Here is a 26909-nt window from a genome sequence, read left to right as displayed (position 1 = left end):
AAATAAGTAATCAGATCTTCCTTTGGGATTTTCAAGCTGCTATAACCTCTTCTTTTTGGAACAGAACTCTAATCATTTTCGGCATCTGTTCATCTTCAAAGTGACAATGGACTGCCTCTTTTATTGAACTTTTGATCTCTTCCATGGACTCTCCTTCAGTAAATATCGAGTGCCCGACGCACTTTGCTTCATACCCGCCATCCGGCGACTCTTTAACAATGAAAGTAATCTCGTACTCCATTACCATAACCTCCGTAAAACTAAAAATGATTTCAATGTCAAAATTTAACAATAATGAAAGGAAAAACAAATAATCCCAATTTCAGCCCTCAGCCTTCTCTTATTCAGCCTTCATCTTTTCAGCCCTCAGCCTTCTCTCATTCAGCCTTCATCTTTTCAGCCCTCAGCCTTCTCTTATTCAGCCTTCATCTTTTCAGCCCTCAGCCTTCTCTCATTCAGCCTTCATCTTTTCAGCCTTCATAACCAAAATCGTGATGTCGTCTCTCATCGGCACATTGTAGGTGAAATTGTTGACCGAGCGGACGAACATTTGGAGGAATTCTTCAGCAGATTTATCTGCGTATTTGATGATGTTTTTTTCGATTCTTTGTGTGCCGTATTCGTGTCCGTGCTCATTGACGGCTTCGTTGAGTCCATCGGAATAAACCAGGAGGATATCACCCTGTTTCAGAGTGAGCGAATGCTCTTTAAGTGATTTTTCAAAGATTCCTTTGTCCCTCATTCCAATCCCAATGCCGTCGGGTTTAATATGCAAAACTTCCTTTTTTTCGGCATCGTAATGAACAAACGGCATATGCCCTGCTCTAAACAGCTTCAACTCATTTTCATTTTCCACTTCAACTCCGGCGGCAGTAAAAAAGAGCCCCGGCTTAAAAATGGCATTCAAAACCTTGTTCAATTCCACAAGGATGTTGCGTGAGTTCTCCTCTTCCTTTGTCAGATACATCAATAGTGAGTGAACCCGAACCATGTAGAGCGCCGCCAGCATCCCTTTGCCCGAAATGTCGCCGAGAAGATAAAGGTGCCTTTTTTTCTCATGGTTAAGGTGGAACCAGTTAAGAAAGTCTCCTCCGACAGTCTTTGCAGGTTTTGAATAAGACGCCACCTGAAGCTTTTCATACTGGGGCGGTTCTTTCATTATCAGCTCTTCCTGAATACCTTTCGCTATGTCGAGTTCGTTGGCGGCCGTAAGTTTTTCAGCCACCTCGAAGGCAAGGAGTGCAACGATTGTAAAAAATGAGAGAACTGCCCAAAACCACAGATTTGCAAGGTATGCATAGAAGAAAATGACAAAAGCGAGAGAGAATGCAATTCTTCTCACAGGTGAGAGTTTGCTCAGAAAAGCGTAAACTATATCCTTAATGAGAGCAAAAGTCTTCTGCTCCTTATTCATCTTGGCGTAGTTTCGCTTTTTTGCACTCTCCAGATAGAACTGGTATACTTCGGGCGCCTCCGACCGTATCAGTCGCTGGACATCACCGTCTTTAAGGTCGCTTGTGTAAAGTTTGTAGAGATTTGAGAATATTTTTGCCAATTAGCTTTCCTGATTAAGGAACAAAATTACGGAAAAATCCCGCGGTCATGATTAAATAATGACCTGCCGCCGGTAACATGTTACAAACGGCAGAAATCAACGATAAAAGAGAATCGGCAGCATCAGAGCTACCCTGTTCACCTGAGGCTCTGATGCTCCGGGGAAATCTTTTTATTTTTTAACCAGAATGACACCCCACATCGGTGGAATCTCGAGCAGATTATAGGAAGCCGAAAACGAAACCTCCTTACCGTTGAGAATATCGAGGTATTTCCCGCCTTTTAATACGGGGAATGATCTTTTTTCTGTCGAATTGTTCAGGAAGACCATCACTTCCTCGTTTTCAAATTTCCTCTCGAACCCAAAAACACCCGTCTCGTCATCAGCTTTTATGGTTTTGTAGCTGCCTCTTCTGAGGGATGCGTGGGCATTTCTTATCGCAATAAGTTTTTTATAGTGCTTCAAAAGATCATGGTTTATACTGACTTCATCCGGTGTTGCTCTTTTGGTTCCGTCAGGATTGTAAACTTCGGGCTGATATTCGATATCGTCCCAAAGCATCGGCTTCCTGCAATCAGGATCATTGGCGCCCCACATCCCGACCTCATCACCATAGTAAACCATCGGTGCACCCACATAAGTCATCTGCAAAATGGCAAAAAGCATCTGTTTTTTAAAGGCTTCAGGGGAAGGTTTTCCGGTAAAATATTTTGAATTACCGCCGAACGAAATACCGTACCATTTACCCCAGTCGCTGTATCGTCCGAGATCGGCATTCATTGCATGCGAAGCAATCCGGTTGGCGTCGTGACTGCCGAACAGATTTTGCTGCACATACTCAACTCCGCCGGGGAATGCTTTCCTCAATTTTTCAAGTTTTTTGTCAAATTCGGAGGTTGATATTCTGGTCTTTTCTGCCATAATCCAGTCAGCACAAGTGAAACCGAAGTTATAGTTCATCACAGCATCAAATTCATCCCCTTCGAGATAAGGTTTGATCACCTTGATTGAGTCGATCACTTCCGCTGTCAGGTAGGCTTCACTGTTTATCGATTTGACCAGTTTTCTCCAGTCTTTCCAGAAAGGATGTTTAACGCAAAAAGCCACATCGAGCCGCCATCCGTCAATACCGTCGGAGACATTGCCGTCACCGTTGGGGTCCATCCATCTTTTTGTGATATCAAAGATATATTTTTTCGGTTCGGCTACAATTCCGTTCTCATCCTCATTTATTTCGGGGAGTTCCTTTACATTGAACCAGCCGTCATATTCGAATTTTGTCCCTTTTTCAGGATCAGCGAAAGATTTTATTGCAAACCAGTTTTTGTATGGAGAGTCTTTTTGATTTTTGACAATATCCATGAAAGCCGGGGATTTCAACCCCATATGATTGAAAACTCCATCGAAAATCACCTTTATTCCGAGTTCGTGAGCCTTTTGAATTACGAGCAATGCGAGTCTGTCCGCCGATGTCCATTTCCATGTTGAGGGGTCATTGAAGACTTCCGAGGCGATCAGTTTTTTGTCTCCTTCGGGGTCAGGTCCGAATGTCGGGTCTATATGATGAAATGTTGCCCCGTCATATTTATGAAGTGAAGGAGCCATAAATAAAGGATTAAAATAGATGGCATTTATTCCCAGGTCTTTCAGATAACCGAGTTTTTCGAGAACTCCCTGCAAGTCACCACCGTATCTTCTTCTTTGCAGATTGAACCAGATATCCTTCCCGTTTTCCTTTTCCCAGGGTTGCAATTCATACCAGTCGGATCCCCATGGACTTATTTTCCAGGGTGAAGTTACATCATGCGGATAGGCCCCGTCTATATCCTGAAGTGTCGGGTCGTTTTTCTTGTCACCGTTTCTAAATCTTTCGGGGAAAATCTGATACCAGACGGCATCTTTTGCCCAGTCAGGCACAAATTCTGCTTTCTTTGTCATTAAAGAGTCTCCATTACCGGCAAAAGCAGACATCGTTATAAAAACGAGTGCCAGTACCGTTACTGATTTTGCAATTCCGTTCATTTTAATTTCCATGATTCGTTACCTCAAATATAGCAATCGTGGTTAATTTTACATTAATCCGTCCACAGGCGTATTTTTAAAACAAAACTGAATTTTCTTCTTTGTTATTACTTTATTTTTGGATAACTTTAGCTACATTTATTTAACAGTTCGAAAACTGCCATATAATCAAGGCATATCCGGGCTGTAAATTTAATAAGGAGACCTCATATGAGATCCTATCGACTTCTTTTCCTCTTCGTTTTTCTTTTTTCCGTGGCAAATGCTCAATGGGTTGAACAAACCTCAGGCGTTACAGGCGCACTTTATTCCGTCTCAGCACCAACAGATCAGGTTTGCTGGATTGGTGGAGCTGCCGGAACAGTACTCCGTACTGTTGACGGTGGAACCACCTGGGCTAATGTCGGCGGAGCCGGTATAGCAAATCAGGATGTTTATGCAGTTTTTGCCATAGATGCAAGTATTTGCTACATCACCACTTCACCTTCTACAGGCACCTATATCTACAAAACAACCAACGGCGGAACAACATGGGTTACCCAGTTGACCCAAACCGGTGGTTTTGGTGATGGTATATGGTTCTCTGACGCTAATACAGGAATTTTCTATGGCGACCCTGTCGGTGGCAGATGGACGATTTTCCGTACCACCAACGGCGGAACAGTATGGGATTCAACCGGTATGTATGTTCCTTCAGAAGGTTTTGCCGGATGGAACAACGGTCTTTTTATGTCAGGTACCAATGTATGGTTCGGTACAAACGGAACCAAAATATGGTACTCTACCAATTTTGGAGGCAACTGGACAGCTCAGCCTACCACAGGTCAGGTTAACTCTTATACAGTATGGTTCAATTCACCAACTGTCGGTCTTACAGGCGGTACCAACTTCATGGCAACCACCAACAGTGGCACTACATGGTCCGCTCTTACTGTTCCCGGAACAGGTAATATCAGCGGAATAACTGGAGAAGGAAGCAACTGGTGGGTTACAAGACAGGCAACTTCCATCTATGCATCCACCAACAATGGTGCAGCATGGACCACGGCTTACACAGCAACTGCCGGAAGCTACTACCACATCAGCAAAGCCCGCACAGGTACAGCAGTTTGGGGTGTTAGAAGCAACGGTGGAATTACAAAAGGTTACGGAGCCGCTGTTCCTGTCGAACTCTCTTCATTTACTGCTTCCTCAAGCAATGGTTCAGTCGTCCTCGACTGGAGCACTGCTACCGAAACAAACAACAAAGGTTTTGAAATCGAAAGAAAAGCTGCCGGTACTGAATATTCATCAGTTGCTTTTGTAGCAGGAAACGGTACTTCAACCAATGTCCACAACTACAATTTCACGGATGCAAATCTTCAGGCAGGAAAATATACCTATCGCCTGAAACAAATCGATCTCGATGGAACATCTTCCTACTCAAAAGAAGTGGAAGTTGATGTCGCACAGGTGAATTCATTTGCTCTCGATCAGAACTACCCAAACCCGTTCAATCCGACAACTTCGATTTCTTACAGAATTCCTGAAGCTTCCAATGTTGTTATAAAGGTTTACGATGTTATGGGTACCGAAGTTGCCACCCTTGTAAATGGAAAACAGGAAGCCGGCAATCATTCGATAGCTTTCGATGCTGCCAAACTTTCCAGTGGATCATACATCTACACCATTAAAGCAGGAAACTTCACCACATCCAAAAAAATGATCTTAATGAAATAATTGTGAGTTAAACTCATAATTAATAACTCATAAATCATAATTCAAAAAGAGGCTGTTCATGAAAATGGACAGCCTCTTTTTTTATTATTGGTATATTTGCACAATGAAAAACAAAATATTTGCAAAATGAAATACCTGAAATTACTTTTCCTCTCAATGTTGCTTGCTTCGACGGCATTTTCACAATCCAACAAATGGACAACTCTTGAAGAACTGACTCTTGTCCTGAAGGAACATGAAAAACTCTCTCTTTTTGAAGGTGAGTGGGATGTCCAGATTGAATTTTTCTTCGACACAGAGGGAGAGAAATCACTTAAAGGGACAGGCGAATGTAGAAATCAGATTGTCCTCGGTGGCAGATTCCTCGAATCCCGTTCGCAAAACATCGCTTTTGGAATGTCAATAACTTCTATCGCCTATCTTGGGTACGATGTACGGCTACAGAAATACACCCTCTACTCGATGGACGAACTCGGAAATTTCGCTATCAACGCGTATGGTGATTTCAAAAAAGATGAGCAAAAATTTATCTTTGAGGGGAGCAGCATGGATTATGTAACCCGTGAAGATCAGATGTTCCGAATAATCTACGACTTTGAAGGTGATTCGCTTATCAAGTATGAAGTTGATTTTTTACTCCCCAATGGCTCGTATAAATCTTATATTAATGCCGAATTCAGGAGAAAACAATGAACTACTGGCTCGTGAAATCGGAACCTGATGTTTTCTCCATCGATGATCTTGCAAATTCACCTCTCCAAACAACCTGCTGGGACGGGGTTCGAAACTATCAGGCAAGAAACTTTCTCCGTGACTCGATGAAAAATGGTGACAAGGTCCTTTTCTACCACAGCAGCACAGACCCGATGGGAGTGGCCGGATGGTGTGAAGTGGTTCGGGAAGGATATCCCGACACTTCAGCTTTCGACCCAAACTCAAATTACTTTGACCCCGATTCAACGCCTGAAAAACCGGTCTGGATAATGGTGGACATTAAACTGGTGGAGAAATTTCCACGACTTGTTACACTTCAGGAGATAAAGGAAAATCCCTCTTTGAAAGACATTCTGTTGATCAAGCGAGGGAACAGGTTGTCAGTCTTCCCCGTAAAAGAGGAAGAGTTTAATGAAATAATGAAAATGAGCAAGAATTAAGTCCGGGTCACATTTTGCCTGTTCAATTGAAAGAAACTCATTTTACTTATCTTTGCAGGTGCATTTTGATGATATTTACAAAAAGAAATTAGCCCGAATACTTCTATGATTCTCGATACCGATGTAATAATTTTTTCGACCACAGCCTTTCTGAGCTTGTTGATGCTCTCCGCAATCTATCTTGCATTTCGCACATATCGGAAGAACAAGGGAATTGCCGACAACCTGCCCGAAAGAGATTTCCAACTCCCCATCGACAAACAAAAACTTTATTTCTACGGCTCTTTTTTTAACCCAGACTCAAGCCTCCCGGTACGCAAAAGGTTCATCCCCCTCTACATTTCCGTGATAGTGCTTTATGCACTTTCCCTTCTATGCTACTTCTGGGGAGCTCTTCTCTTTGCCTGGCTTTTCAATTTTCTGATATTCGCCGTGGTTATTTTTGTAGGAATTAAATTTATTAAAGTATTAATTGATGATCAAACAGCCTTAAAGATCAAATGAACGGAAGAAAAATGGATAATTTTACTGTTGTCAGCAATAATCTGGTGGTGAGAGATCTCACCTATCTTCGTGACAAAGATACACCCCAGCGCGATTTTCGAAATGCCCTCGACCGCATAGCCTACTCGCTTTGCATCGCTATCAGTCCAAAAATTAAGATGAGAGAAGTGGAAGTCGAAACTCCACTTGAAACCACCAAAGGGAAGAAAATAGCCACACAGATTGTACTGGTACCCATTTTAAGAGCCGGACTCAGTATGGCGAATGCCTTCCTGCAGCTCCTGCCGCAGGCAAAGATGGGACACATCGGCTTAAAAAGAAACGAGGAAACCCTCGAACCTATCGAATATTACTACAAAACCCCCAAGAATCTTGAACACTCACTTGTAATCATCCTTGATCCGATGCTCGCCACAGGCGGAAGTGTATCCGCTGCGATCAACATTCTGAAGGACGGCGGAGCAAATAATATTATCCTCGCTTCCATCATAGCAGCTCCCGAGGGTGTAAAAAGACTCCTGAACGATCACCCCGATGTAGCAATCTATACCGCCTCACTCGACAAAGGTCTGAACGAAAAAGGATATATCGTCCCCGGTCTTGGTGATGCCGGCGACAGGGTGTTTGGAACGCTGTAGAATTAAGGGCTGAGGGCTGAATTTTTGAGGGCTGAAGTCAGAAGGCTGAATTTTTGAGGGCTGAGGGCTGAATTTTTGAAGGCTGAAGGCTGAAGGCTGAATTTTTGAGGTTTGAAAAACCCATCGCCCTCGGTTTCAAAAGGAGTAAAACGGGACTCTCCCTTCCGGAAAAGGAGCGACAATCGTCCCGATTGTCCTACCGGTAAACTCGGGGGTTGATCGATTCTACCCATATGTCGCCGCAAGGGCTCAAACTCCATCCGCGTAAATCTGCCTAATCCGCGTGTATCTGCGTCCCCTACCCACTTTAAAACACAAATACACATCCCGAAAAATCAGGATGTGTATCTGTAATTAAGATTCTATTTCAGAAAAAGGCTTATCTAAAGAGATTCTTTTCCTGTTTTACATTCAATGCTTCGCCTACTTCGTAGAGGGCGCGCTCGAGGTCTTTGATGATATCCTTGTGGTTTTCGATACCAACCGACAATCTTACCATTCCTTCTGTAATTCCGGCTTCCTTTCGGGCATCAGGTCCCATCGAGAAGTGGGTCATGCTTGCAGGATGCTGAATAAGAGACTCAACACCACCAAGACTTACGGCAAGCTGGCAAAGTTTTACTGAGTTCATCATGATTTCGCCGGCATCATATCCACCCTTCAATTCGAATGTGATCATACCGCCATGCCCTTTGTGCTGTTTCAATCCGGTAAAGTATTGAGGATGTGAACGCAAACCGGGGAATGTAACCGACTCAACCATATCGTGTTTTTCAAGGAATTCAGCCACTTTTTGAGCGTTTTCGCAATGTCTTTCCATTCTGATGGCGAGGGTCTTTATTCCGCGGTGCACCAAAAATGAATTGAAAGGATCGATAACGCCGCCTGTCTGATTCAAAACCTTTTTCAACGGAGTGTAATCAGCAGCATCTTTTACGACCACAATTCCGGCAACAACATCTGCATGTCCGTTAAGGAATTTTGTCATGGAATGAATGATAACATCAACTCCAAATTCGAAAGGTCTTTGAAGTGCAGGTGACATGAAAGTGTTGTCAACACAAACTTTTGCACCGTATTCATGAGCAATTTTTACGATTTCAGCTAAATCGCTGACGGCAAGTGTTGGGTTTCCCGGTGTCTCCACATAAACCAAAACTGTATTTTCTTTCATTGCAGCTTTTACTGCTGCAACATCAGTCGTATCAACAAATGTGGTTTCGACGCCAAATCTTGAGAAAACGGTCTTGAGGAGTGTATTTGTCGGTCCATAAACAGCCTGTGAGCACACTATATGGGTGCCCGCTGAGAGATATGTAGCAAAAACGGTATTGATTGCAGCCATACCGCTTGCACATCCGAGGGCTTTCGCACCACCTTCGAGAGCTGCAACAGAATCTTCCATCGCTTCAACTGTCGGGTTGCTCATTCTGGTGTAGATGTGTCCCTTGCCCTCGCCCATAAAGAGCGAAGCGCCATGCTGTGCGGATTTAAACTTAAATGTTGATGTCTGATATATCGGCGGAACTACCGCTCCAAACTCATATTCATCAATGCCTGCATGAACACATTTCGATTCAAAATTGATGTTTTCGTGGTCTTTCATATGTATCTTTCAAATTTTTCAAAAACTCAAGCTACTAATATAGTACTTCTGAACCTCGCAACTCCAGTGATTTGAGCACCAAGAGTTGTCGACACTCTGAGGTACCGAAGTACTGAAACTCTGAGGTTCTTAATAATATATCGCCTGAACTTCAATCTCCTCTGTCGAGGCATCTTTGTCTTTCAGGAATTTGATAAAGTCGTTATTGTAGAATTCCTGGTGATTTTGTTCAAAGTCGATTTTCAACTTTTCGATCTCCTCGTAAGTGAGGTTGGTTTTGAAGTAGCTTTTGATGCCTTCATCATCATAGATCTTGAAGTAATTTCTTTGTTTATCCATGGTCTGTCTCCTTGGTTAGATTAAGATTTCGTCTGAATGAAGAAGGTCTGAGAAGAGTTCATCCTTAATCGATTCAGCGTTTCTCTTGGCGTGAGAAAGTGCGTTAATAATAAATCTGTTGGCAATAAACCGTTTACGGGACTCTTTTTCAGCCTCGTCGAGCAGCAGATAGCCTGTGTAAATGTAGCTGTAAAGTTCCACAAGATCTTTTGCAGCAACTTCCTGAAATACTGGATCTTTTTTATCCTGAACATACTTAACACATTCATTAAAGATAACCCTTATCTCCTTAAGGAAATTCTGCAGTCTTGTCAGACCCGCATCATAAACCTTTGCATCCTTTTTATCGAAGTACTCTGCAAGTACATCTGCATAAACACCCGTAGAGGCGGCAACAACCTGAAGTTGGGAAGTTCCTTCATAGATGTTTGTAATTCTTGCATCGCGGGCGAGTCTTTCGATCTTGAACTCCCTCATATAGCCTGTTCCGCCATGAATCTGAAGTGCATCATAAGTGATTTTATTTGCAGATTCTGTAACGATATACTTTGCCATCGGAGTGAGAAGATTTGCAACTCTGGTGACATATTTCAGTCTCGCATTCACTTCAGCGAAAGGTTTTCCCTCTTTTTTGAGTTTATCGATCACTTCTTCAAGTTTTTCTTTCAGATCAACAGTAATCGCAGTTGAATAGAGAAGGGACCTGTTGCTCTCGAGAGTGGTCCTCATATCCATCAGGATGTTTGTAACCACAGGGAGATTAATGATCGGTTTACCGAACTGTTCCCGTTCTTTAGCGTATTTAAGGGCTTCTTCGTATGCTGCCTGGGAGATTCCGAGTGCCTGCGCAGAAACTCCTGCTCTGGCACGAAACATAAGGTCTAAAACATATTTAATTAGTCCCATTCTTCGGGTACCAACCAGTTTTGCCGGGGTATCGTTGAACTGAAGTTCACAAGTTGGTGAGCCGTGGATACCGAGTTTGTGCTCAATTCTTCTGACCTTTACGGTCTCATCACCATAGCAGGCAAAAAGGCTGAGACCGCGACCGTCCCTGGAACCGCTTTCGCTTCGGGCAAGCACGAGCAGCACTTCACCGTTTCCGTTTGTGATAAATCTTTTTACACCGCGGAGGAACCACTCCCCTTTTTCATTTTGATATGCGGAGAGTTTTACTGCTTGAAGATCACTGCCAGCATCGGGTTCTGTGAGTGCCATTGCACCTGTATATTCGCCAGTCGAGAACTTTGGAAGAAACTCCTGGGCAAGTTCCTCGTCTCCAAACTTCCTGATTGTGTCTGCTATATCCTGCAAACCAAAAAGATTCATGAGGGAAGCATCAGCTCTTGAAATCATCTCCACAGAGACAAGATAAATAAAGAAGGGGAAATTCAATCCGCCATACTTTCGTGGGAGAATCATACCCATCAGGTCAGCCTGAGCAAGCTGTTCAAGATTTTTTCTTGTACCGTCAGCGTATGTTACCTTGCCATCTTTAAAAATTGCGCCCTGATCATCCACACCTGCAGAGCGGGGTTCTATAAAGTTTGCAGCGAGATCGCCCACCACTTCAAGTACCGCCCTGTAATTCTCCATCGCATCTTCAAATGAAACAGGAGCATAGTTGTAATGGAGTGATTCTTTATAATCTTCTTCACTTATCTGAACAATTTCTTTCACATCATCCGTACCAAAATGGTTGAAGTGAAACTGAATATCGACATTGTCGGTAAAATAATTTGCCATGTTTGTTCCTATTTCAACTTGCTCTTGTAAACTTCAATAAATTTCGGGATTACCTGTGTAGCATCCCCGACGATTGCATAATGACTTACATCAAATATTGGGGCGTCAGGATCGCTGTTGATTGCGATAATCTTTTTTGCCTCCTGCATACCGGCACGGTGCTGAATTGCACCCGAGATACCGACTGCGATATAAAGTTTGGGCCTTACCGTAACACCAGTCTGACCTACCTGTCTTTCGGAAGTTATAAAACCTGCATCAACAGCAGCACGACTTCCCGCCACTTCACCGCCAAGTGTATGGGCAAGTTCTTCAACGAGTCTGAAATTTTCTTTAGTACCGAGACCGTATCCGCCCGAAACGATTATGGGGGCTGCCTTCAGGTTTACTTTGCTCTCTTCAATGTGCTGCTCCAACACTTCAACGAGGTCATCTTCCTCTGTCGGAACAAACTTTACTTCCTCAATTTTAACGGGATGTGGTGCCTCAACCTTGTGCATCTCCATCACACCCTCTCTTACCGTTGCCATCTGGGTTTCGGTATCGGGTGTAATAATTGTTGCGATGATGTTTCCGCCAAATGCAGGTCTGATCTGGAGCAACAGTTCCTTGTATTCCTGATTCAGGTATTTCACATCGGAGATCTGAAGATCTGTGCAGTCAGCCGTGAGTCCGCTTTTTGTGTAGGAAGCAACTCTGGGAGCGATATCCCTTCCGATGACGGTGGCACCAAAAAGGACTATCCGAGGTCTTCTTTCCATTATTAGAGTGTTCAGAATTCTTGCGTATGGAAGTGTCCTGAAATATTTGAGTGCGGGGTCATCCACAAGTATCGATTCGGAGGCTCCGTATAAAAATGTAACTTCTGCAATATCTCTTACATTGTCCCCGATCACAACTGACTTTAACACGGAATCTGTGATAGCGGCAAGTTTATTCCCTTTGGAGAGAAGTTCAAGGCTCACATCGGCGGGTTTACCGTTCCTGACTTCAACAAAAACCCAAATTTCGTTCTTTTTTTTCATTATCTTATCCAAAAATGTGATCGGCTAAAAGTTGATCTACGAGCTTCTCGAGCCCTTCTTTTGTCGGCTCCACTCTGATGTGGTTTCCACCGCCAAGAACCACAGAATCCACTTTATGAACTTTTGTCGGCGAGCCTTTGATGCCGCAGCGTTCGGGGTCGAGCCCCAGTTCATCCATTGTAAGAGTAGGGATGAAGAGATTCTTCTCTTCATATTCATGCTGGAGTTTATCTGTGTAGAGGAGACTGTTTCCTTCGGTCATTTTTTCGAGGTCCATCAGGGATTTTGCTCCCTTGTATGCCATCACTCTTTTTGCACTGAAGGGTCGCGGTTCGGCGGCATCTTTGAGGACTGTGAAAAGGACGGGAAGTTTAGCCCTGACGATTTCATAACCGCCGTCGATTTTTCTTTTAATCTTTGCGTGGGTTTTTGATACCTCAAGAATCTCTTCCACATAAGTAACCTGAGGGAGATTGAGCTTTTCGGCAGTCTGGGGACCAACCTGAGCCGTATCACCGTCGATTGCCTGTCTTCCGGCGAAAATAAAATCGAAACTGCCGATCTTTTTTATTGCCTCGCTAAGCACATAAGATGTGGCAAGGGTATCTGCACCGGCGAATTTTCTGTCACTTATCAGATAAACAGAATCGGCACCCATATAAAGACACTCTCTGAGAATATCAGAAGCTCTTTGTGGTCCCATGGTGATAGCAGTAACGGTACCGCCGAATTTTTCCTTAATGCGAAGGGCAAACTCGATGGCTACCCTGTCCTCGTTGTTAAATATTGCAGGGAGTTTCGAACGGTTGACGGTTCCGTCCTCCTTCATTACACTTCCCGAGATATTTGCGGTGTCGGGAACCTGCTTCACTAAAACAATGGATTTAAACACAGTCTCTCCAAATTATAAAAACTTTCATTATTAAAATAAGGGTTTTTGTATTTTCAAGCAACAAGTTTTTTGAACCCGATCCACTCAATATTTAAATAATACCTAATCCCTAATACCTAATACCTTATAAAAGTTCTTTCTTTTGAATAAATTCAATTTTCAAAATCAACTTTTTCCCGAATTCGAAGCGAGGTTTTATTGGAGCAGCCAAATCCTGTGCTAACCGCCATTATCGTCGACGATGAATTTCACGGCAGAGAAAATCTGAGGATGATAATCGAGAACTGGTGCCCTGAAATCAGAGTGGGGGGTACTGCCGATTCGACTGTTGCTGCAAAGTTGCTCGTTCAGGAAGTCAAGCCTGATGTGGTATTTCTCGATATCAACATGCCCGTTCTCGACGGTTTCGACTTTCTCGGTGAATTCGATGATCGTGACTTTATGGTTGTTTTCGTGAGCGCCTATGCCGATTACGGAATAAAAGCGGTGAAAGCGGGAGCGGTTGATTATCTGCTCAAGCCGGTTAACATCAAAGAGTTGAAACTGACTGTAAAAAAACTCATCGGACTGAAGAAAAAAGAAACAGAAAATGCCCCCTATTTTGAGGAAGAAAAACTCGTAATCCCTGATACACACGGTTTTAACATAATCGATATAAATGAGATTATAAGGCTGGAGGCTGAGGGGAGCTACACAAATATTTACTTGAAGGAGGGAAAATGCAGGATGGTTTCAAAAACAATGAAGGATTTTGAAGAATCTCTCCCTGAATCACTCTTTTTCAGGGTTCACAAGTCGCACATCATCAACTTGAAATGCGTGAAAGAGTATTCCGTTACCGATGGCGGATGGGTAAGGATGTCCGACGGCAGCAAGGTTGAAGTTTCCCGCAGGAAAGCCGCTGAATTTGTAAAGAAGATCAAATCGGGATTGAGATCGGTTTGATGCGGTTTTTTCGGTTTTCCGTCGTAAGTTTAATCCTTTTCTGTTTGTCGCTGATTCTGAAAGCACAGACTCCCCCTTTCTATCATTACACTTCAAACGAAGGACTTGCCTCCTCAACGGTCTTCAGCATGATGCAAGATCAGGAAGGTTTTATGTGGTTCGGTACCCTTCAGGGGTTGAGCAGATTCGATGGAAAGCATTTTGTCTCTTTCGACAGCAAGAACGGTTTGAACGCAAATTCCATTGTTTCTCTCGCACTCGGGCAGGGGGGGGAAATCTATGCTGCCACTTATGAGAACGGCATTAATGTTATCAAAAACGGAAGGATTGATAATTTCTTGCGATACCCTTCAGGGAAGCAGTTTGCCATTTCTTATTTACAAGCTGGACCCGATTCAGAGGACCCGCAGAAACTCTATGCCTACAAAAACGCGGGGTGGATAAATGTTGTGGTTGGTGATTCAAAAGGGAAAACAAGTGCATCTACAATAAAAACCAATCCACCGGGAGTTCAACGAATAGCATTTTTTGAAGATGGTAGACTCGTTGTGGCAGCAAAACAGGGTTTGTTCACACTAAAAGATGGAGTTTTGGTAAAAAAGAATGTTGCAGGCTTACCGGATGGACCCCTTTTATCAATCTTTGTGAAAAAAGACGGCAGTTTCTTTGTCGGCGGGAAAGGAAGGATTTACGAGATATCCAACAACTCGGTGATAAATTCTTACAATATCAGCTCGGGTGTGGTTTCTGATGAAGTTGTTGAGCTTTATTCAGACAGCAGAAACAATCTCTGGTTCTCCGTTTTAAATGATGGTTTTTACATGATTAAAAACGGAGAGAAAAAGATTATCGATATGGGGAAAAAGATCGGTCTTCAAAATACTCATGTCAATGGGTACCTTGAAGACTCTCAGGGCAACATGTGGGTAAGTACCCATGGCAAAGGGGTTTTCTGCCTGAATAATCTGTATGTTTCCCGATATAATGAGTCCGATGGCTTGAGCAACGACAATATAAATTTTATTGCACGGGACAAAAACATCGGTCTGATTGTGGGATCATTTGACGGTTTGAATGTGGAGGATGGCGACAGATTCAAGAGAGTTGAGACCCGCGCAAATGCCACCACAAATGAATATATCTACAATATAAAGTTTTATGATGACCGGATTTTTGTTTGTGGTGTGTTCGGTTCGAGGGGAATCAGGAATTCAATGTTTGCCGGAAATGTAATCAACCTGATCAATTACACTTCATTTTGCAAAACTTCTTCGGGGCTTTTTCTTTTCGGTTACGGGGCTAATCTCATTTATGTGAAACGCGAACTCGCTCAACAAGACAATGACACCATCTTTTTTTCTGTCTTTGGAGAGAATGAAAGCGTGAACCGGATCAATGATATTGTGGAAGACCGCCTTGGAAATATTTGGATAGCCACGGGTGCGGGTTTGTGCATGGTAAGAGAAATTAAGTTTACGGGCGGAAAACCGGTCGCGAGCAAAATATTCTTCGAAGGAGATTCAATTCTAAACAGCAGAATCAACTGGATATGGAATGACGGGCGGGATAAAATCTGGTTCGCATCTGACAAAGGGATAGCTTATTATGAGTTGTCAAGCGGGAAAATGACAAGTTTCAGCAGTCTGGGCGGATTCGACCTCTCCGCCTCCACCTCCGTGGTCACAGATAAAAAAGGAAGAATCTGGATTGGCAGTCTCAAGGGCTTGTTTTCATACCAAAATTCAAAAGTGAAGGTGTATAACAGGTTCAAGGGTCTGGGGTCAAACGAGGTGTTTTGTCTTTTGTACGACGAAGAGAAAAACAGGCTGGATGCAGGAACCAGCGGTGGCGTATCTGTAATCGATCTTGATTATCTTGATGGATACTCCACACCAAAATGTGATGTTGTTTTTACTGAAATAAGATCGGGGGGGAAAACCTTTGACGGGGAAAATCAATTCGAACTTGACCGGGATTATCACGATCTCTTCATCTCTTTTTCTGCATTAAATTACTCCTCGTCCGGTTCTGTTAAATACAGATACCGTTTGGAGGGTGAATGGATCGAGACTGACAACGATTTTATTAATGCAGTCTCATTGTCACACGGAGAGTATCAACTGGAGGTTTCAGCAAAGGACATCAACGGAGATTGGGGGAAGCCGGCGACACTCAATTTTGCTATTCGCCCCGGGTTTCTGGAGTCGATTTGGTTGAAAGTACTCATCGCCGTCTTCCTTTTGACATCCGGTCCCCTGATTCTTCGCTGGCAACTCAATGTTCAAAGAAAGAGGAGTAAAGAACAACTGGAGCTGACCGAAAGAATTAACCAGTTGAAGCATCAGGCTCTCTCTGCCATGATGAATCCTCACTTTGTTTACAATTCCCTTAATTCCGTTCAGTACCTGATCAACAGCAACAGAAACGAGGAAGCCAACAACTACATAGCAACCATGGCAAATCTGATGAGAAAAAATCTCGAGACTGCCGGAAGTGGTTTTATTCTCCTCTCTGAAGAGATTTACAGGCTGGGCTTGTACCTCGATCTCGAAAAATTGAGACTTGGTGACAAATTTGTCTGGGAGATACTCACGGGTGATGACATCAATCCGGCAACTCTGATGATTCCCAATATGATCATCCAGCCATTTGTTGAAAACTCTCTCTGGCACGGCATAATCGATTCAGGCAGGAAGGGAGAGCTGACCGTCTCCTTCAATTTTGAGAATATAAAAATTCACGAGGAAACGGACAGGGCACTGATTATCAAAATAACTGATAACGGCGTTGGCATTCAGCAGGCGAAAATGAACAAAAAAGCGGATCATATCTCCAAAGGCATCGAGATCGTCGAAGAACGGTTACGCCTGCTTAGTTCCAAAATGGAGATTCCACAACCGATCCTGTTTGAAGACCTTGGAGGTAAACAACCTGAATCTCAAGGAACGGAAGTTGTTATTTCTCTCCCTTCCTCGCTCTACAAAATAACAGGAGGATAAACACCCGAAAAACTGCCTGCCGTTAATTTGGTCTCATACCCCTTTTACAAAATGAAACCCGCCTTTTGCTGTCTCTCTGTTTTAATTGTATGTCTCTCTGTGCAACTTGCGACAAAACAAGGAGTGTTTTATGAGTTTTTTAAAGAATGTTATTAACTTTTTCTCTCGATCCAATGGAGAAAAAGATGCAAAACGGTCTTCTTCACCTGTTATGATAATCAGACGGGGAAAAGACAGAGGGTCTTCACCCGAAGAGAAAAGAGCGGACCTTACGCCGAAGTTGATTTTTATACCTCTTCTCTTCATCCTCCTCATCTCGCCGGGGGTTGCTCAATGGCAGCAAACCAATCTCTCCGGAGCCATCAACGGGTTGTTCTATGACGGAACAAACCTGTTCGCAGCTACAAATGCAGGAGTACTAAGAAGTACCGATGACGGAGTAAACTGGAACGGTGAAAATACAGGCTTGACCACCCTCACTGCCAGGAATTTCACCACGAGTGGCACTGATATATTTGTTGTAACTTTGTCGGGTGGTATTTACAGATCGGCAAACGGACCCTCATGGAACTGGAGCCTTCTTCAGTCGGGAAGCTTCCATTGTCTCCTCACAGCCGGTTCAACAATTCTTGCCGGGTCTATCGGTGGTGGTATCTACATCTCCAACAACAATGGAAACACCTGGGCACAATCGAACACCGGACTGGGAAATCTGAATGTTTGGGCACTTTACGGGACCGGATCGGCGATTTATGCGGGCACAACCGGGGGAGTTTTTAAGTCGACCGATAATGGTGTCACATGGGCTGCCGCCAACTCGGGAATTTTATCCCTCGATATTCGCGGATTCATTTCTGTCGGCTCAACCCTTTTTGCGGGAAGCATCGGAGGAGGGATTTACAGATCTACTGATGCAGGTGCATCCTGGACTTTCGTTGCAGGAGGGTCTGTTGATGCATTCGCGCTGACTTGTGGAACGGACATCTACGCAGGTGCGACCAACAACGGGGGAATAAGCAAATCCACTGATAATGGACTCACCTGGACTGGTGACAATTCAGGACTTACCAACACTTCTGTAACGGCATTCGCATCAACTCCCACGCATGTTTTCGCGGGCACTTTCGGAGGGGTTTACAAAAAAACTCTTTCATGTCCCGTCAGTAATTGCACAACCTGGGATCTGTTCAATTCAGGTGCGGTTACAACAACAGCTCCCAATCAGACAGCAACAGCAGAGGCTATTGGTCCCGGTACTTCGGCTCCCTTTATGTCAGTTTTTGCACCTTATGTCTCAACGGGACAGCGTCTCTGGGTCGGTAATACAGGCTGGGTTGCAGGAAGCCGTGATCCCAACAGGTATATCGAGTTTAATGTACAGGCAACTCCCGGAAATCAGCTCACTGTCAGTCAGGTAAAATTCAATTACGGTGATAATACACTTACAACCGATCTGAATATTATTCAGTCGCAGGTGTATTTCTCGACTGATGGCTGGTCGACAAGCACTCAGATGGGTGGAACGCTCAATTATCTTAACACTGCAATGCAGACATTTAATGTCACCATACCCGGAGGTCTTGTTGTCCCCATCGGGCAGCAGTTTTCTGTAAGAATATTCCCTTACGCACCTAACGGAAGCAACCCGATGAGTCCCTCGTTTGCAATTCACAACAGTGTGCAAATATGCGGGGAATCCACTCCTTATGTTCCACCGACGACCACATGTGTCACCTGGAATTTAATCAGTTCGGAAGCTGTCTCTTCAATATCGGGTAACATAACTGCCACTCCTGAGGTTTTGGGTCTCGGCACATCTGCTCCTTTTATGTCGGTATTTTTGCCTTATACAGTCAATGGACAGAGATTATGGCTCGGAAATGCAGGCTGGCCCGCAAGTAACCGTGACCATAACAGGTATATCGAGTTTACTGTCTCTCCGACTCCGGGGAACAATCTTACAGTTAACACTGTCTCGTTTTTTTATGGAGATAACCCGGGTTTAAATAATTTTAATATTCTTCAGGGAGAAGTGTACTATACTATAAACAACTGGTCAAATACTTTCCAACTGGGAAGTACTTTTACCTATCTGAATACAGTTACTCAGACATTTAACCAGACAATCCCCGGTGGTGTTCTTGTGCCAAACGGAGGAACCTTCAAGATGAGGATCTACCCATGGTCATCTGTTGGGAGCAATCCCATGACACCCTCTTTCGCTACTCACAGGAATGTTACCATTTGTGGCGAAACAAGCACTGCACCGCCGGACACGGCTTCCATCTGCGGAACGAAGTTTAATGATTTGAACGGTAATGGCGTTATGGACCCTGGTGAGCCGGGTCTCCCCGGATGGCAGATCGGACTTGGCATCGCCACAGTTCCCTATGCCGTGACAGATGCCAACGGCGACTACTGCTTTACCAATCTCCCCGCCGGAAACTATACTGTATCCGAAGTGCAGCAACCCGGGTGGGTTCAGACATTCCCTGCATCACCGGGTACTCATTCCATAACACTTGCGGCAGGACAGCATCTCGAGAATGTGAATTTTGGGAACATGCGAGCAACACTTAATTGTGACTCCCTCTCGGCTACTGCCGTGAGAACCCATCCCGATGATTGCAACTGGGTACTCAGTCTTCATCAACCGACGAACCTTCCGGGTATCGCATCGGTTCAGGTGGTGTGTCTTGCTCCAAATCAGTTTACCACGGGAACAGGTCTGGGAACCAACTACCAAAACTGGTTCACTTCAGGAAACAACATCTTTACTCCCCCTTCGGGCCTTGTACCGGGTGGCAACCTGAACAACTTTTTCAACATGTCACTCCTCTTTGTCACCTCTCCCCAATTTGTTGTGGTAAACTGGATCGACACTCTTGGAAATATCGCCTGTTCAGATACAGTTGAACTCAATTGCCAGATTTCTTGTACGACAATTCTGGAAGATACTGTAACCTGCAACGACGGAAATCCGATTCTAAAGTACAGATTCAGAAATGATGCCGGTTTCAACATGAAGAACATTCAATATACAGTAGTCTCTCCATCAGGTGTTACTGTTAATCCTTCGAATGTAACACTGACCACTCCTGTTAATCCGGGTTCAATCTCCGGACTTCAGAGCCTGCTGATATCGGGTGCTTCAGTTGGTGACACAGTAAGACTTTCAGTGAAATTCACAAGCTCTGACGGATGCTGCTGGTGTTATGGTACAATTGTGGTAATCATTCCTGATTGTCGTACATTCTGCGATTCTCTCGGCGTGAGTGCAACTGGCAGTCCACAAAACTGTTCCTATAACATTTCCCTGGTTAACAACAGCACAATGGTCTTTTCGAATGTCGAATTTCAACTGGTCTCAGGCGGGGTTTTTACTAACTTTACTGCCTCGAACACAGGATGGGGATTCACAAACTTGTGGCCGAACAACACGATTAATTTGGTGAGAATGCCAATCTCCACGGGAATCGGAAACGGGACATACAATAACATTCTCAATATGAGTATTTCACAATACACAAATCCGATCCAAACCATTATAGTAAAATGGATTAAAAACGGTGTTGTAATGTGTACGGATACACTTCAGTTTACCTGTATTCCAACAGTGCCTCCTGCAAATGATTGTTCACAACTGATTGAACAAACATTGACTTGCAGACCGGATGGCTCATTTATGTTCAAATTCCGCATTCAGAACAATTCGAACATAACCTCGACAGGTTACGGGATTAATCCGACAACTCCGGGTGTTTCGTTCTCGAAAACGATTGTGAATAATGTCTCCATTCTGCCGGGACAGGTCTCGCCTCTTGACAGTCTTATTGTTACGGGCATCGCTCCGAATACAAGCCTCTGTTTCCAGACTGCGATTTTCACTACCATTGTGCCGGGTGACACTGTTTATAACTATTGCTGTCACAGTGATACACTCTGCATTACCACTCCCGATTGCGGTGCTACAGATATAAAAGATTCCAGGATTCCGACACAGTTTGAACTGCTTCAGAATTTCCCGAATCCGTTTAACCCCTCGACAACGATTGCATTTAACCTGCCAAAAGCCGGAAATGTGAAGTTGACTGTCTACGATCCTTTGGGAAGAGAAGTGGCGGTACTCGTTGATGACTTTAGATCAGCAGGAACCTACCGTGTCAATTTCGATGCTTCAGCTCTTAACTCGGGAATCTATTTCTACAGAATAATTTCAGGTGAGTATAACCAAACCAGAAAACTTATTCTGCTGAAGTAGAAGATTACTTATGAGTTTTGAGTTATTAGTTATGAATTGACTTGACTCGGGCTTAAATTCTGAACAAAAAAAGGTTGTCTCAATCTCACAATTTGAGCAACCTTTTTTGTTTTAAATAGTATAATTTACGACTTGGAAATTCAACTTTTTCCGGGCTTTATAATCGATTTTAATGAACTTAAATTCATCAGTCACCAAATCCAAAAGGTAACTTTATGTCAAGAAATTTTTTCTCCTTGTTTCTCTTTCTCTCTCTTTCTCTCTCTCCGCTTTTCGGACAAAAGGGAGTTGAATACCTTAGCCCGACCCCGACCGCAAGCGTAATGACCGATATCGCAGTGGTGGATAAAAACACAGCTTGGGCTTCGGGAACCCTGGGAACCGTTCTAAAAACAACCGATGCCGGGAAAACCTGGCTGACATTAAAGACAGGTGAGGATGTCTGGTACACTTCCCTCCATGCAATCGATGCGGAAAAAATCTTCCTCACTTCCTGGAACCAGAATCTGCAATCGACAACAGACGGTGGAAAAACATGGAAATCGCAACAAATCGGCAAGCTTATCTATCTGAAAAAAGTCCAGTTCACTGATGCAAAAAACGGATTCATTATCGGCAGCAGGGAAATCTCAGAAAACGAGCTTGAACCTGTTATCCAGCTTTGGGCTACTACCGACGGAGGTGCTACCTGGAAAGAAAGAAATGCAGCACTCAAAATTGACCCCGCAGACTTCCGCTTCTTCACTCCTAAAATTGGAATTGCCACTGTAAAGGTGAATGACGGAAGCAACAACGACAATATTTACAGAACAACTGACGGCGGAGCAACATGGAACCTGGTGAAAACTCCTCAAGATCTTAGTATTTCAGTTTTCTCCGTTACTGATGCCAAAGCCGGATTCGCGGTTGCCGATGTACCCGTAAAAAAAGATGACAAAACCACTTCGAAAATGGTTATACTAAAAACCGTTGATGCGGGTGCAACCTGGACATCCATCGATATGCCAATTTCTGCCACCTCAAATGAAGGCAAGGAACCGCATTTCATCTGGTTTATGGATGATAAAACAGGCTGGGTTATCAAATCAAATCCTTACTCCGAAACTTCGAGAGGCGACCTCCTCAGAACTGATGATGGCGGAAAGACCTGGAAAAAAACCTGGTCAGCCGACGAGACCGGTATCAGCAGAATCGGTTTCTTCGATAAAAACACAGGGGTTGTACTCCCGGGACTGTGGTACCTGACTCCTAAAATTTACAGAACCACCGACGGTGGAAACTCCTTTGCCCAGATTGCAGAGGGACTCGATTTGAATTTTACCACCATATCTTTCCCTGACGCAAAAACAGGTTTCGCTTCCAACACCAACGGCATAATAAAAACAAGTGACGGTGGATATACCTGGAAGCAGTCATTGGAAGCAAAATTCAGCTACATCGAACAAATTAAATTTTTTGACAAAAATGAAGGACTCGCCATTCTTAGAAGTGAGGATGGAAGTGGTGCCATTTATCGTACCGCAAATGGTGGAGATACATGGACTTCCGCACCTCTTAAATTCAAAGGATATGCCCAGAAAATCATCAGCACCGATCCGAACACAATGTTTGCCACTATTATCGAACTCGATAATAAATATGTCATCAAATCTGTTGATGGCGGTAAAACATGGAAAGAACTGGTTACTTACACAGTAAAGGAGTTTGATCTTTATGATCTGCAGTTCACCGACAACAAAAACGGCTGGGTGCTTGGCACAATGGTTCTCCCCGGCGCTCCACCCGAAGCCTACCCGACAGTGTTCATTAAAAGAACAACAGATGGTGGTGATTCATGGGAGGAGAATATCCTATACGGACAAACAATGCCGTCAAACCTGACCTTTGTCGATCCGCTCCACGGCTGGTATGTATCCAATACCAACGACACTTCCAGAATTATGTCAAGAACCAGTGACGGCGGAAAAACATGGGAAAAGCTCCCCTTCCTGCCGCCATTTGAGTTGGTCGAGTTCCTCGGATTTTCAGACCCGCTAAACGGCTGGATGGTCCGGGTTTACGGAGCGCCACTTTCCCCCGGATTCGTTTACAGAACCAAAGACGGCGGAAAAACATGGGACCTGACATACACCATGAACTACCTGAACAAATTTGTATTCCCCGACAAAAAAACCATTTTCGGAGGCGGATGGATGAGTCTGATAAAGATTACACTGGATAATTAAACAACCGTGAGAACCATAACAACCGAGAAACTTCCGATCTTTCTTTGGCTCAATGACATTGAGGATGGTGCGCTTCAACAGGCAAAAAACCTGGCGAACCATCCTTATGCCTTCGAGCATATCGCTATTATGCCCGACAGCCATGAAGGATTTGGAGTCCCTATCGGAGGTGTGTTTGCAGCAAAGGATGTGGTGCTGCCCAATGCTGTCGGTGTCGATATCGGCTGTGGAATGTGCGCCGTAAAAACCTCACTGACCTCCATCTCCACAGAAACAATCAAAAAGATTTTGGGGGGAAGTGGAGATTATCATGGCGGAATTCGTTCTTTGATACCGACGGGGTTCTCACACCACAGCCGCAGACAGGATGAGAAGCACATGCCCACCGAACCGCCGCACTTCACCCTGAAACAGTATCCCGTTGTTATGCGGGAGTATGAGGCAGCTCTCACCCAGGTCGGTACTCTCGGTGGCGGCAACCATTTTATTGAGATTCAGCAGGGTTCGGATGGACATATCTGGATTATGATTCATTCAGGCTCACGAAATATAGGTCTGAAGGTTGCAGAGCACTACAATAAACTCGCCAAAGAACTGAACGAGAAATGGAAAAGTCCCGTTCCGCTAAAACATGATCTTGCTTTTCTCTGGCTGAACAGCAATGAGGGACAGCTGTATCTCCGCGAAATGAATTATTGTGTAGAATTCGCCCTCGCAAACCGCAAACTTATGATGGAGCGAATCAAGGATGTTTTCACTCATGTTACCGGCAGTTCGTTCGACGAAATGATCAATATCGCACACAACTATGCCATTGCTGAGGAGCATTACGGTGAAAAAGTGATGGTACATCGAAAGGGTGCCACATTTGCGGACAACGATACCACGGGAATTATCCCCGGAAGTCAGGGAACCACCAGTTATATCGTGAAAGGGAAAGGAAATCCTAAAAGCTTCAACTCCTGCTCACATGGTGCCGGAAGGAAAATGAGCCGTAAAAAAGCCCAGCGTGAACTCGATATCGACAAGGAAACCCGCAATCTCGAGAAAAAAGGGATCATCCACGCAATCCGCTCCCGCCGCGACCTCGATGAAGCCCCCGGTGCCTACAAAGATATCGACGAAGTGATGGCAAACCAGCAGGACCTCGTGGAACCCGTCATTCAGCTAAAACCCCTTGCTGTGATTAAAGGGTGAGGGCCTCTTCCTCCAATGCAGGTATCATTAATGATGGGGGAGCCTTAATCCTTTACTTCCTTATCCTGAACTTTGAATCGGGAAGAGGAATATACCCGTCATCATTTGGAACAGACGGGAATTTCATGTTTCTCCATCTCTCAGCAGCTTCCTCGATCAGTTTTTCTTTTGTGGCAACAAAATTCCAGTAGATTTTTCTTCCTTCAGGGAATGGTTCGCCTCCCAGAATGAATACCATGCTGTCAGGCAACAATTCCATCTCATCAATGTCGCTATTTTCAAAAACAAGCATCTGACGGGAATCATATTGAACTCCATCGTATGTAATTCCACCATCAAGGATGTACAGTCCGACCTCGCCGAAGAGTTTATCCTTCAGTTCGAGTCTTGCCTTTTCCTTGTTTTTGACCTTAATCAGAAACAATTTGCTGTAGACGGGTACGGCCGATTTCCTGCCGAATCCTTCACCTGCAATGAGTGTAAATTCGATACCATCCTCTTCCCAGACAGGAATTTCTTCCTTTCCGGCATGAAAAAAGTCAGGTGTGGTCGACTCCAGGTCTTTCGGCAAGGCTATCCAAATTTGCAGTCCGTGAATTGATTTCTCACCACCTCTAAGATACTCCGGTGTTCTTTCAGAGTGGACAATCCCCTCCCCCGCCGTCATCCAATTCACTTCTCCCGGCTTAATCTCTGCTTCGGTACCGAGTGAATCCCGGTGCATAATTGTACCCTCAAGAAGGTAAGTCAGGGTGGAAAGTCCGATATGGGGATGTGGACCCACATCGAGATTTTCACCGGGTGAAAGGAGAGCGGGACCCATGTGATCCATATAGATGAAGGGACCGACAAGACGCTTCTCTCTAAACGGAAGCAATCTTCCGACAGCAAAATTACCAATATCGGCTTTTCGCTCAGGGATAATAAAATCAATTTTGGCCATTTCTTCCTCTCAGTACATAAGGTGTTTTTTTTCTTTGTTTCTCCAGCCGGCCTGGCTTTCGTAATCAACGAAGTATATCTTGAGGTCTGCCTGGCTCTCATAATCAACGAAATATATCTTCACATCCGCCTGGTTTTCATATTTTACAAAGTACCACTTCCCGTCGTTTTTACCCGCCTGACTCTCATACTTCACCTTGTAAACCTTCAGGTCAGCCTGACTCTCGTAATCAACTACGAACACCTTCACATCCGCCTGACTCTGGTAGTCAACCGAATAGATTTTTTGTGCTTCAATTTTCCCCGCAAACAGCAGGGTAATGGTAATGATTAATAAGTGCTTCATCTTTTCCTCCGGAGTGGATGAATTATTACAATAGTCATTGAATGGGATTGACTCAACTAACCATCACAAAATTCAATCCGATTTTTTATTGATCAATGAGCAACTTAATAAAATTGCCGGAAATTTTTCGCGCTATTTTTCACCGATGCTAAGGATTATTTGTTTTGTTTATTATTAAGAAAATCAATAGATTTAGTTTTAATTTAATCTGGAAGCCCGATACCCTGATTATAAACAATCTTTTTACAAAAAATGCACTGCAGAATTTGTTTCAAGTGAATTGGCACGCATAGAGAAGGTAAGAACATGGATAAAAGATAGATCGAGAATACGCAATAGACAAAGCCTGTGAGCTTGCCCTTGCCTTAAGAGAGAACAATATTTCGGTCCTATCTCTTTATCTTTTTGGGTCATTTGCTGATAATTCTCGAACCGATTTTGAATGGTCCGATATTGATATTGCAATAGTATCCGATGATTTCTCCGGGATAAGATTTGATGACAATTTGAAGCTGCTGCCTATAGTATTAAAAGTTGACAGAAGAATTGAGACTCACCCTTTCACTTCTGAAGATTTTGAAAACTCCCCGTTTGCCAACGACGAAATTAGAGCCAAAGGAATTAAAATATCATCCGCGATGATTGAAGGATCAATAAAGGTCGCCTAACAAGAAATTTCCATTTTCCTCCGTAGATTCCGTGCTCAATCCGTGAAATCCGTGGAACCATTTTCATCCGATTGAAATCGAAGGCTATTGGTTTTTCATCCATCAAACATTCAGCCCTCAGCCTTC

The 26909-nt window shown here is 44.0% G+C and carries 21 protein-coding genes; 11 read left to right on the top strand and 10 right to left on the bottom strand.

The window, feature by feature from the left end:
* Nucleotides 1–31: 31 nt before the first annotated feature.
* From J0L60_13005 to J0L60_12995, 3 genes are all read right to left on the bottom strand, one after another.
* Nucleotides 32–241, bottom strand: a complete 210-nt coding sequence (locus J0L60_13005) for a 2-oxoisovalerate dehydrogenase (GenBank protein MBN8547043.1) — start codon at nt 239–241, stop codon at nt 32–34.
* A gap of 210 nt (nt 242–451) precedes the next feature.
* Entirely contained in the window at nt 452–1555 is a 1104-nt protein-coding gene (locus tag J0L60_13000) for a serine/threonine-protein phosphatase (GenBank protein MBN8547042.1), read from the bottom strand.
* Nucleotides 1556–1726: 171 nt separating this feature from the next.
* Nucleotides 1727–3493 (bottom strand): glycoside hydrolase family 13 protein, encoded by a 1767-nt coding sequence (locus tag J0L60_12995; GenBank protein ID MBN8547041.1) that lies wholly within the window; start codon nt 3491–3493, stop codon nt 1727–1729.
* A gap of 294 nt (nt 3494–3787) precedes the next feature.
* On the opposite strand from J0L60_12995, the gene J0L60_12990 reads away from it, so the two are divergent.
* The 5 genes from J0L60_12990 to upp all read left to right on the top strand — a co-directional run bounded on the left by J0L60_12990 (nt 3788) and on the right by upp (nt 7592).
* On the top strand, nt 3788–5296 hold the full coding sequence (locus J0L60_12990; protein ID MBN8547040.1) for a T9SS type A sorting domain-containing protein: 1509 nt from the start codon (nt 3788–3790) through the stop codon (nt 5294–5296).
* Between the two features lie 126 nt (nt 5297–5422).
* Nucleotides 5423–5989 carry a DUF1579 family protein gene (locus J0L60_12985; GenBank protein MBN8547039.1) on the top strand — a complete coding sequence of 189 codons (567 nt, stop codon included), beginning with the start codon at nt 5423–5425 and terminating at the stop codon, nt 5987–5989.
* A complete protein-coding gene (locus J0L60_12980) occupies nt 5986–6450 on the top strand; it encodes an EVE domain-containing protein (GenBank protein MBN8547038.1) in 465 nt (154 codons plus the stop codon). The genes J0L60_12985 and J0L60_12980 overlap by 4 nt, the downstream gene beginning before the upstream one ends.
* A gap of 105 nt (nt 6451–6555) precedes the next feature.
* The gene (locus J0L60_12975) at nt 6556–6954 is read left to right on the top strand and encodes a hypothetical protein (protein MBN8547037.1); all 399 of its coding nucleotides are present in this window, start codon (nt 6556–6558) and stop codon (nt 6952–6954) included.
* An 11-nt stretch (nt 6955–6965) separates the two neighbouring features.
* On the top strand, nt 6966–7592 hold the full coding sequence (gene upp, locus J0L60_12970) for a uracil phosphoribosyltransferase (protein ID MBN8547036.1): 627 nt from the start codon (nt 6966–6968) through the stop codon (nt 7590–7592).
* A 379-nt stretch (nt 7593–7971) separates the two neighbouring features.
* On the opposite strand, the gene J0L60_12965 is transcribed toward upp, so the two are convergent.
* The 5 genes from J0L60_12965 to J0L60_12945 all read right to left on the bottom strand — a co-directional run bounded on the left by J0L60_12965 (nt 7972) and on the right by J0L60_12945 (nt 13137).
* On the bottom strand, nt 7972–9198 hold the full coding sequence (locus J0L60_12965; protein MBN8547035.1) for an aminotransferase class I/II-fold pyridoxal phosphate-dependent enzyme: 1227 nt from the start codon (nt 9196–9198) through the stop codon (nt 7972–7974).
* Nucleotides 9199–9327: 129 nt separating this feature from the next.
* Entirely contained in the window at nt 9328–9537 is a 210-nt protein-coding gene (locus J0L60_12960) for a hypothetical protein (GenBank protein MBN8547034.1), read from the bottom strand.
* Between the two features lie 15 nt (nt 9538–9552).
* Nucleotides 9553–11283, bottom strand: a complete 1731-nt coding sequence (locus J0L60_12955; GenBank protein MBN8547033.1) for an acyl-CoA dehydrogenase family protein — start codon at nt 11281–11283, stop codon at nt 9553–9555.
* An 8-nt stretch (nt 11284–11291) separates the two neighbouring features.
* Nucleotides 11292–12308: an electron transfer flavoprotein subunit alpha/FixB family protein gene (locus J0L60_12950; GenBank protein ID MBN8547032.1), complete on the bottom strand. Its 1017-nt coding sequence runs from the start codon at nt 12306–12308 to the stop codon at nt 11292–11294.
* 4 nt (nt 12309–12312) lie between these two features.
* On the bottom strand, nt 12313–13137 hold the full coding sequence (locus J0L60_12945; GenBank protein MBN8547031.1) for an electron transfer flavoprotein subunit beta/FixA family protein: 825 nt from the start codon (nt 13135–13137) through the stop codon (nt 12313–12315).
* A gap of 261 nt (nt 13138–13398) precedes the next feature.
* On the opposite strand from J0L60_12945, the gene J0L60_12940 reads away from it, so the two are divergent.
* From J0L60_12940 to J0L60_12920, 5 genes are all read left to right on the top strand, one after another.
* Nucleotides 13399–14145, top strand: a complete 747-nt coding sequence (locus J0L60_12940) for a response regulator transcription factor (GenBank protein MBN8547030.1) — start codon at nt 13399–13401, stop codon at nt 14143–14145.
* Complete coding sequence (locus J0L60_12935) at nt 14142–17144, top strand: histidine kinase (protein ID MBN8547029.1); 3003 nt, start codon at nt 14142–14144, stop codon at nt 17142–17144. Before J0L60_12940 ends, J0L60_12935 begins: the two co-directional genes overlap by 4 nt.
* A gap of 130 nt (nt 17145–17274) precedes the next feature.
* A complete protein-coding gene (locus J0L60_12930; GenBank protein MBN8547028.1) occupies nt 17275–21405 on the top strand; it encodes a T9SS type A sorting domain-containing protein in 4131 nt (1376 codons plus the stop codon).
* Between the two features lie 215 nt (nt 21406–21620).
* Nucleotides 21621–23630 (top strand): hypothetical protein, encoded by a 2010-nt coding sequence (locus J0L60_12925; GenBank protein ID MBN8547027.1) that lies wholly within the window; start codon nt 21621–21623, stop codon nt 23628–23630.
* A gap of 6 nt (nt 23631–23636) precedes the next feature.
* A complete protein-coding gene (locus J0L60_12920) occupies nt 23637–24827 on the top strand; it encodes an RtcB family protein (protein ID MBN8547026.1) in 1191 nt (396 codons plus the stop codon).
* Nucleotides 24828–24879: 52 nt separating this feature from the next.
* Here J0L60_12920 and J0L60_12915 read toward each other — a convergent pair whose 3' ends face one another.
* Nucleotides 24880–25770, bottom strand: coding sequence for a pirin family protein (locus J0L60_12915; GenBank protein MBN8547025.1), 891 nt, complete (start codon nt 25768–25770; stop codon nt 24880–24882).
* Between the two features lie 9 nt (nt 25771–25779).
* Entirely contained in the window at nt 25780–26115 is a 336-nt protein-coding gene (locus tag J0L60_12910; GenBank protein MBN8547024.1) for a hypothetical protein, read from the bottom strand.
* Between the two features lie 317 nt (nt 26116–26432).
* Between J0L60_12910 and J0L60_12905 the strand changes: the two genes are divergently transcribed.
* Entirely contained in the window at nt 26433–26783 is a 351-nt protein-coding gene (locus tag J0L60_12905; GenBank protein ID MBN8547023.1) for a nucleotidyltransferase domain-containing protein, read from the top strand.
* The last annotated feature ends 126 nt before the right edge of the window (nt 26784–26909 follow it).

This window comes from Ignavibacteria bacterium, from assembly GCA_017302895.1.
In the GTDB taxonomy this organism is placed as follows: Bacteria; Bacteroidota; Ignavibacteria; order Ignavibacteriales; family Ignavibacteriaceae; genus UTCHB3.
Note: the sequence above shows the minus strand (reverse complement) of the source record. Positions and strands in the feature narration are given on the sequence as shown.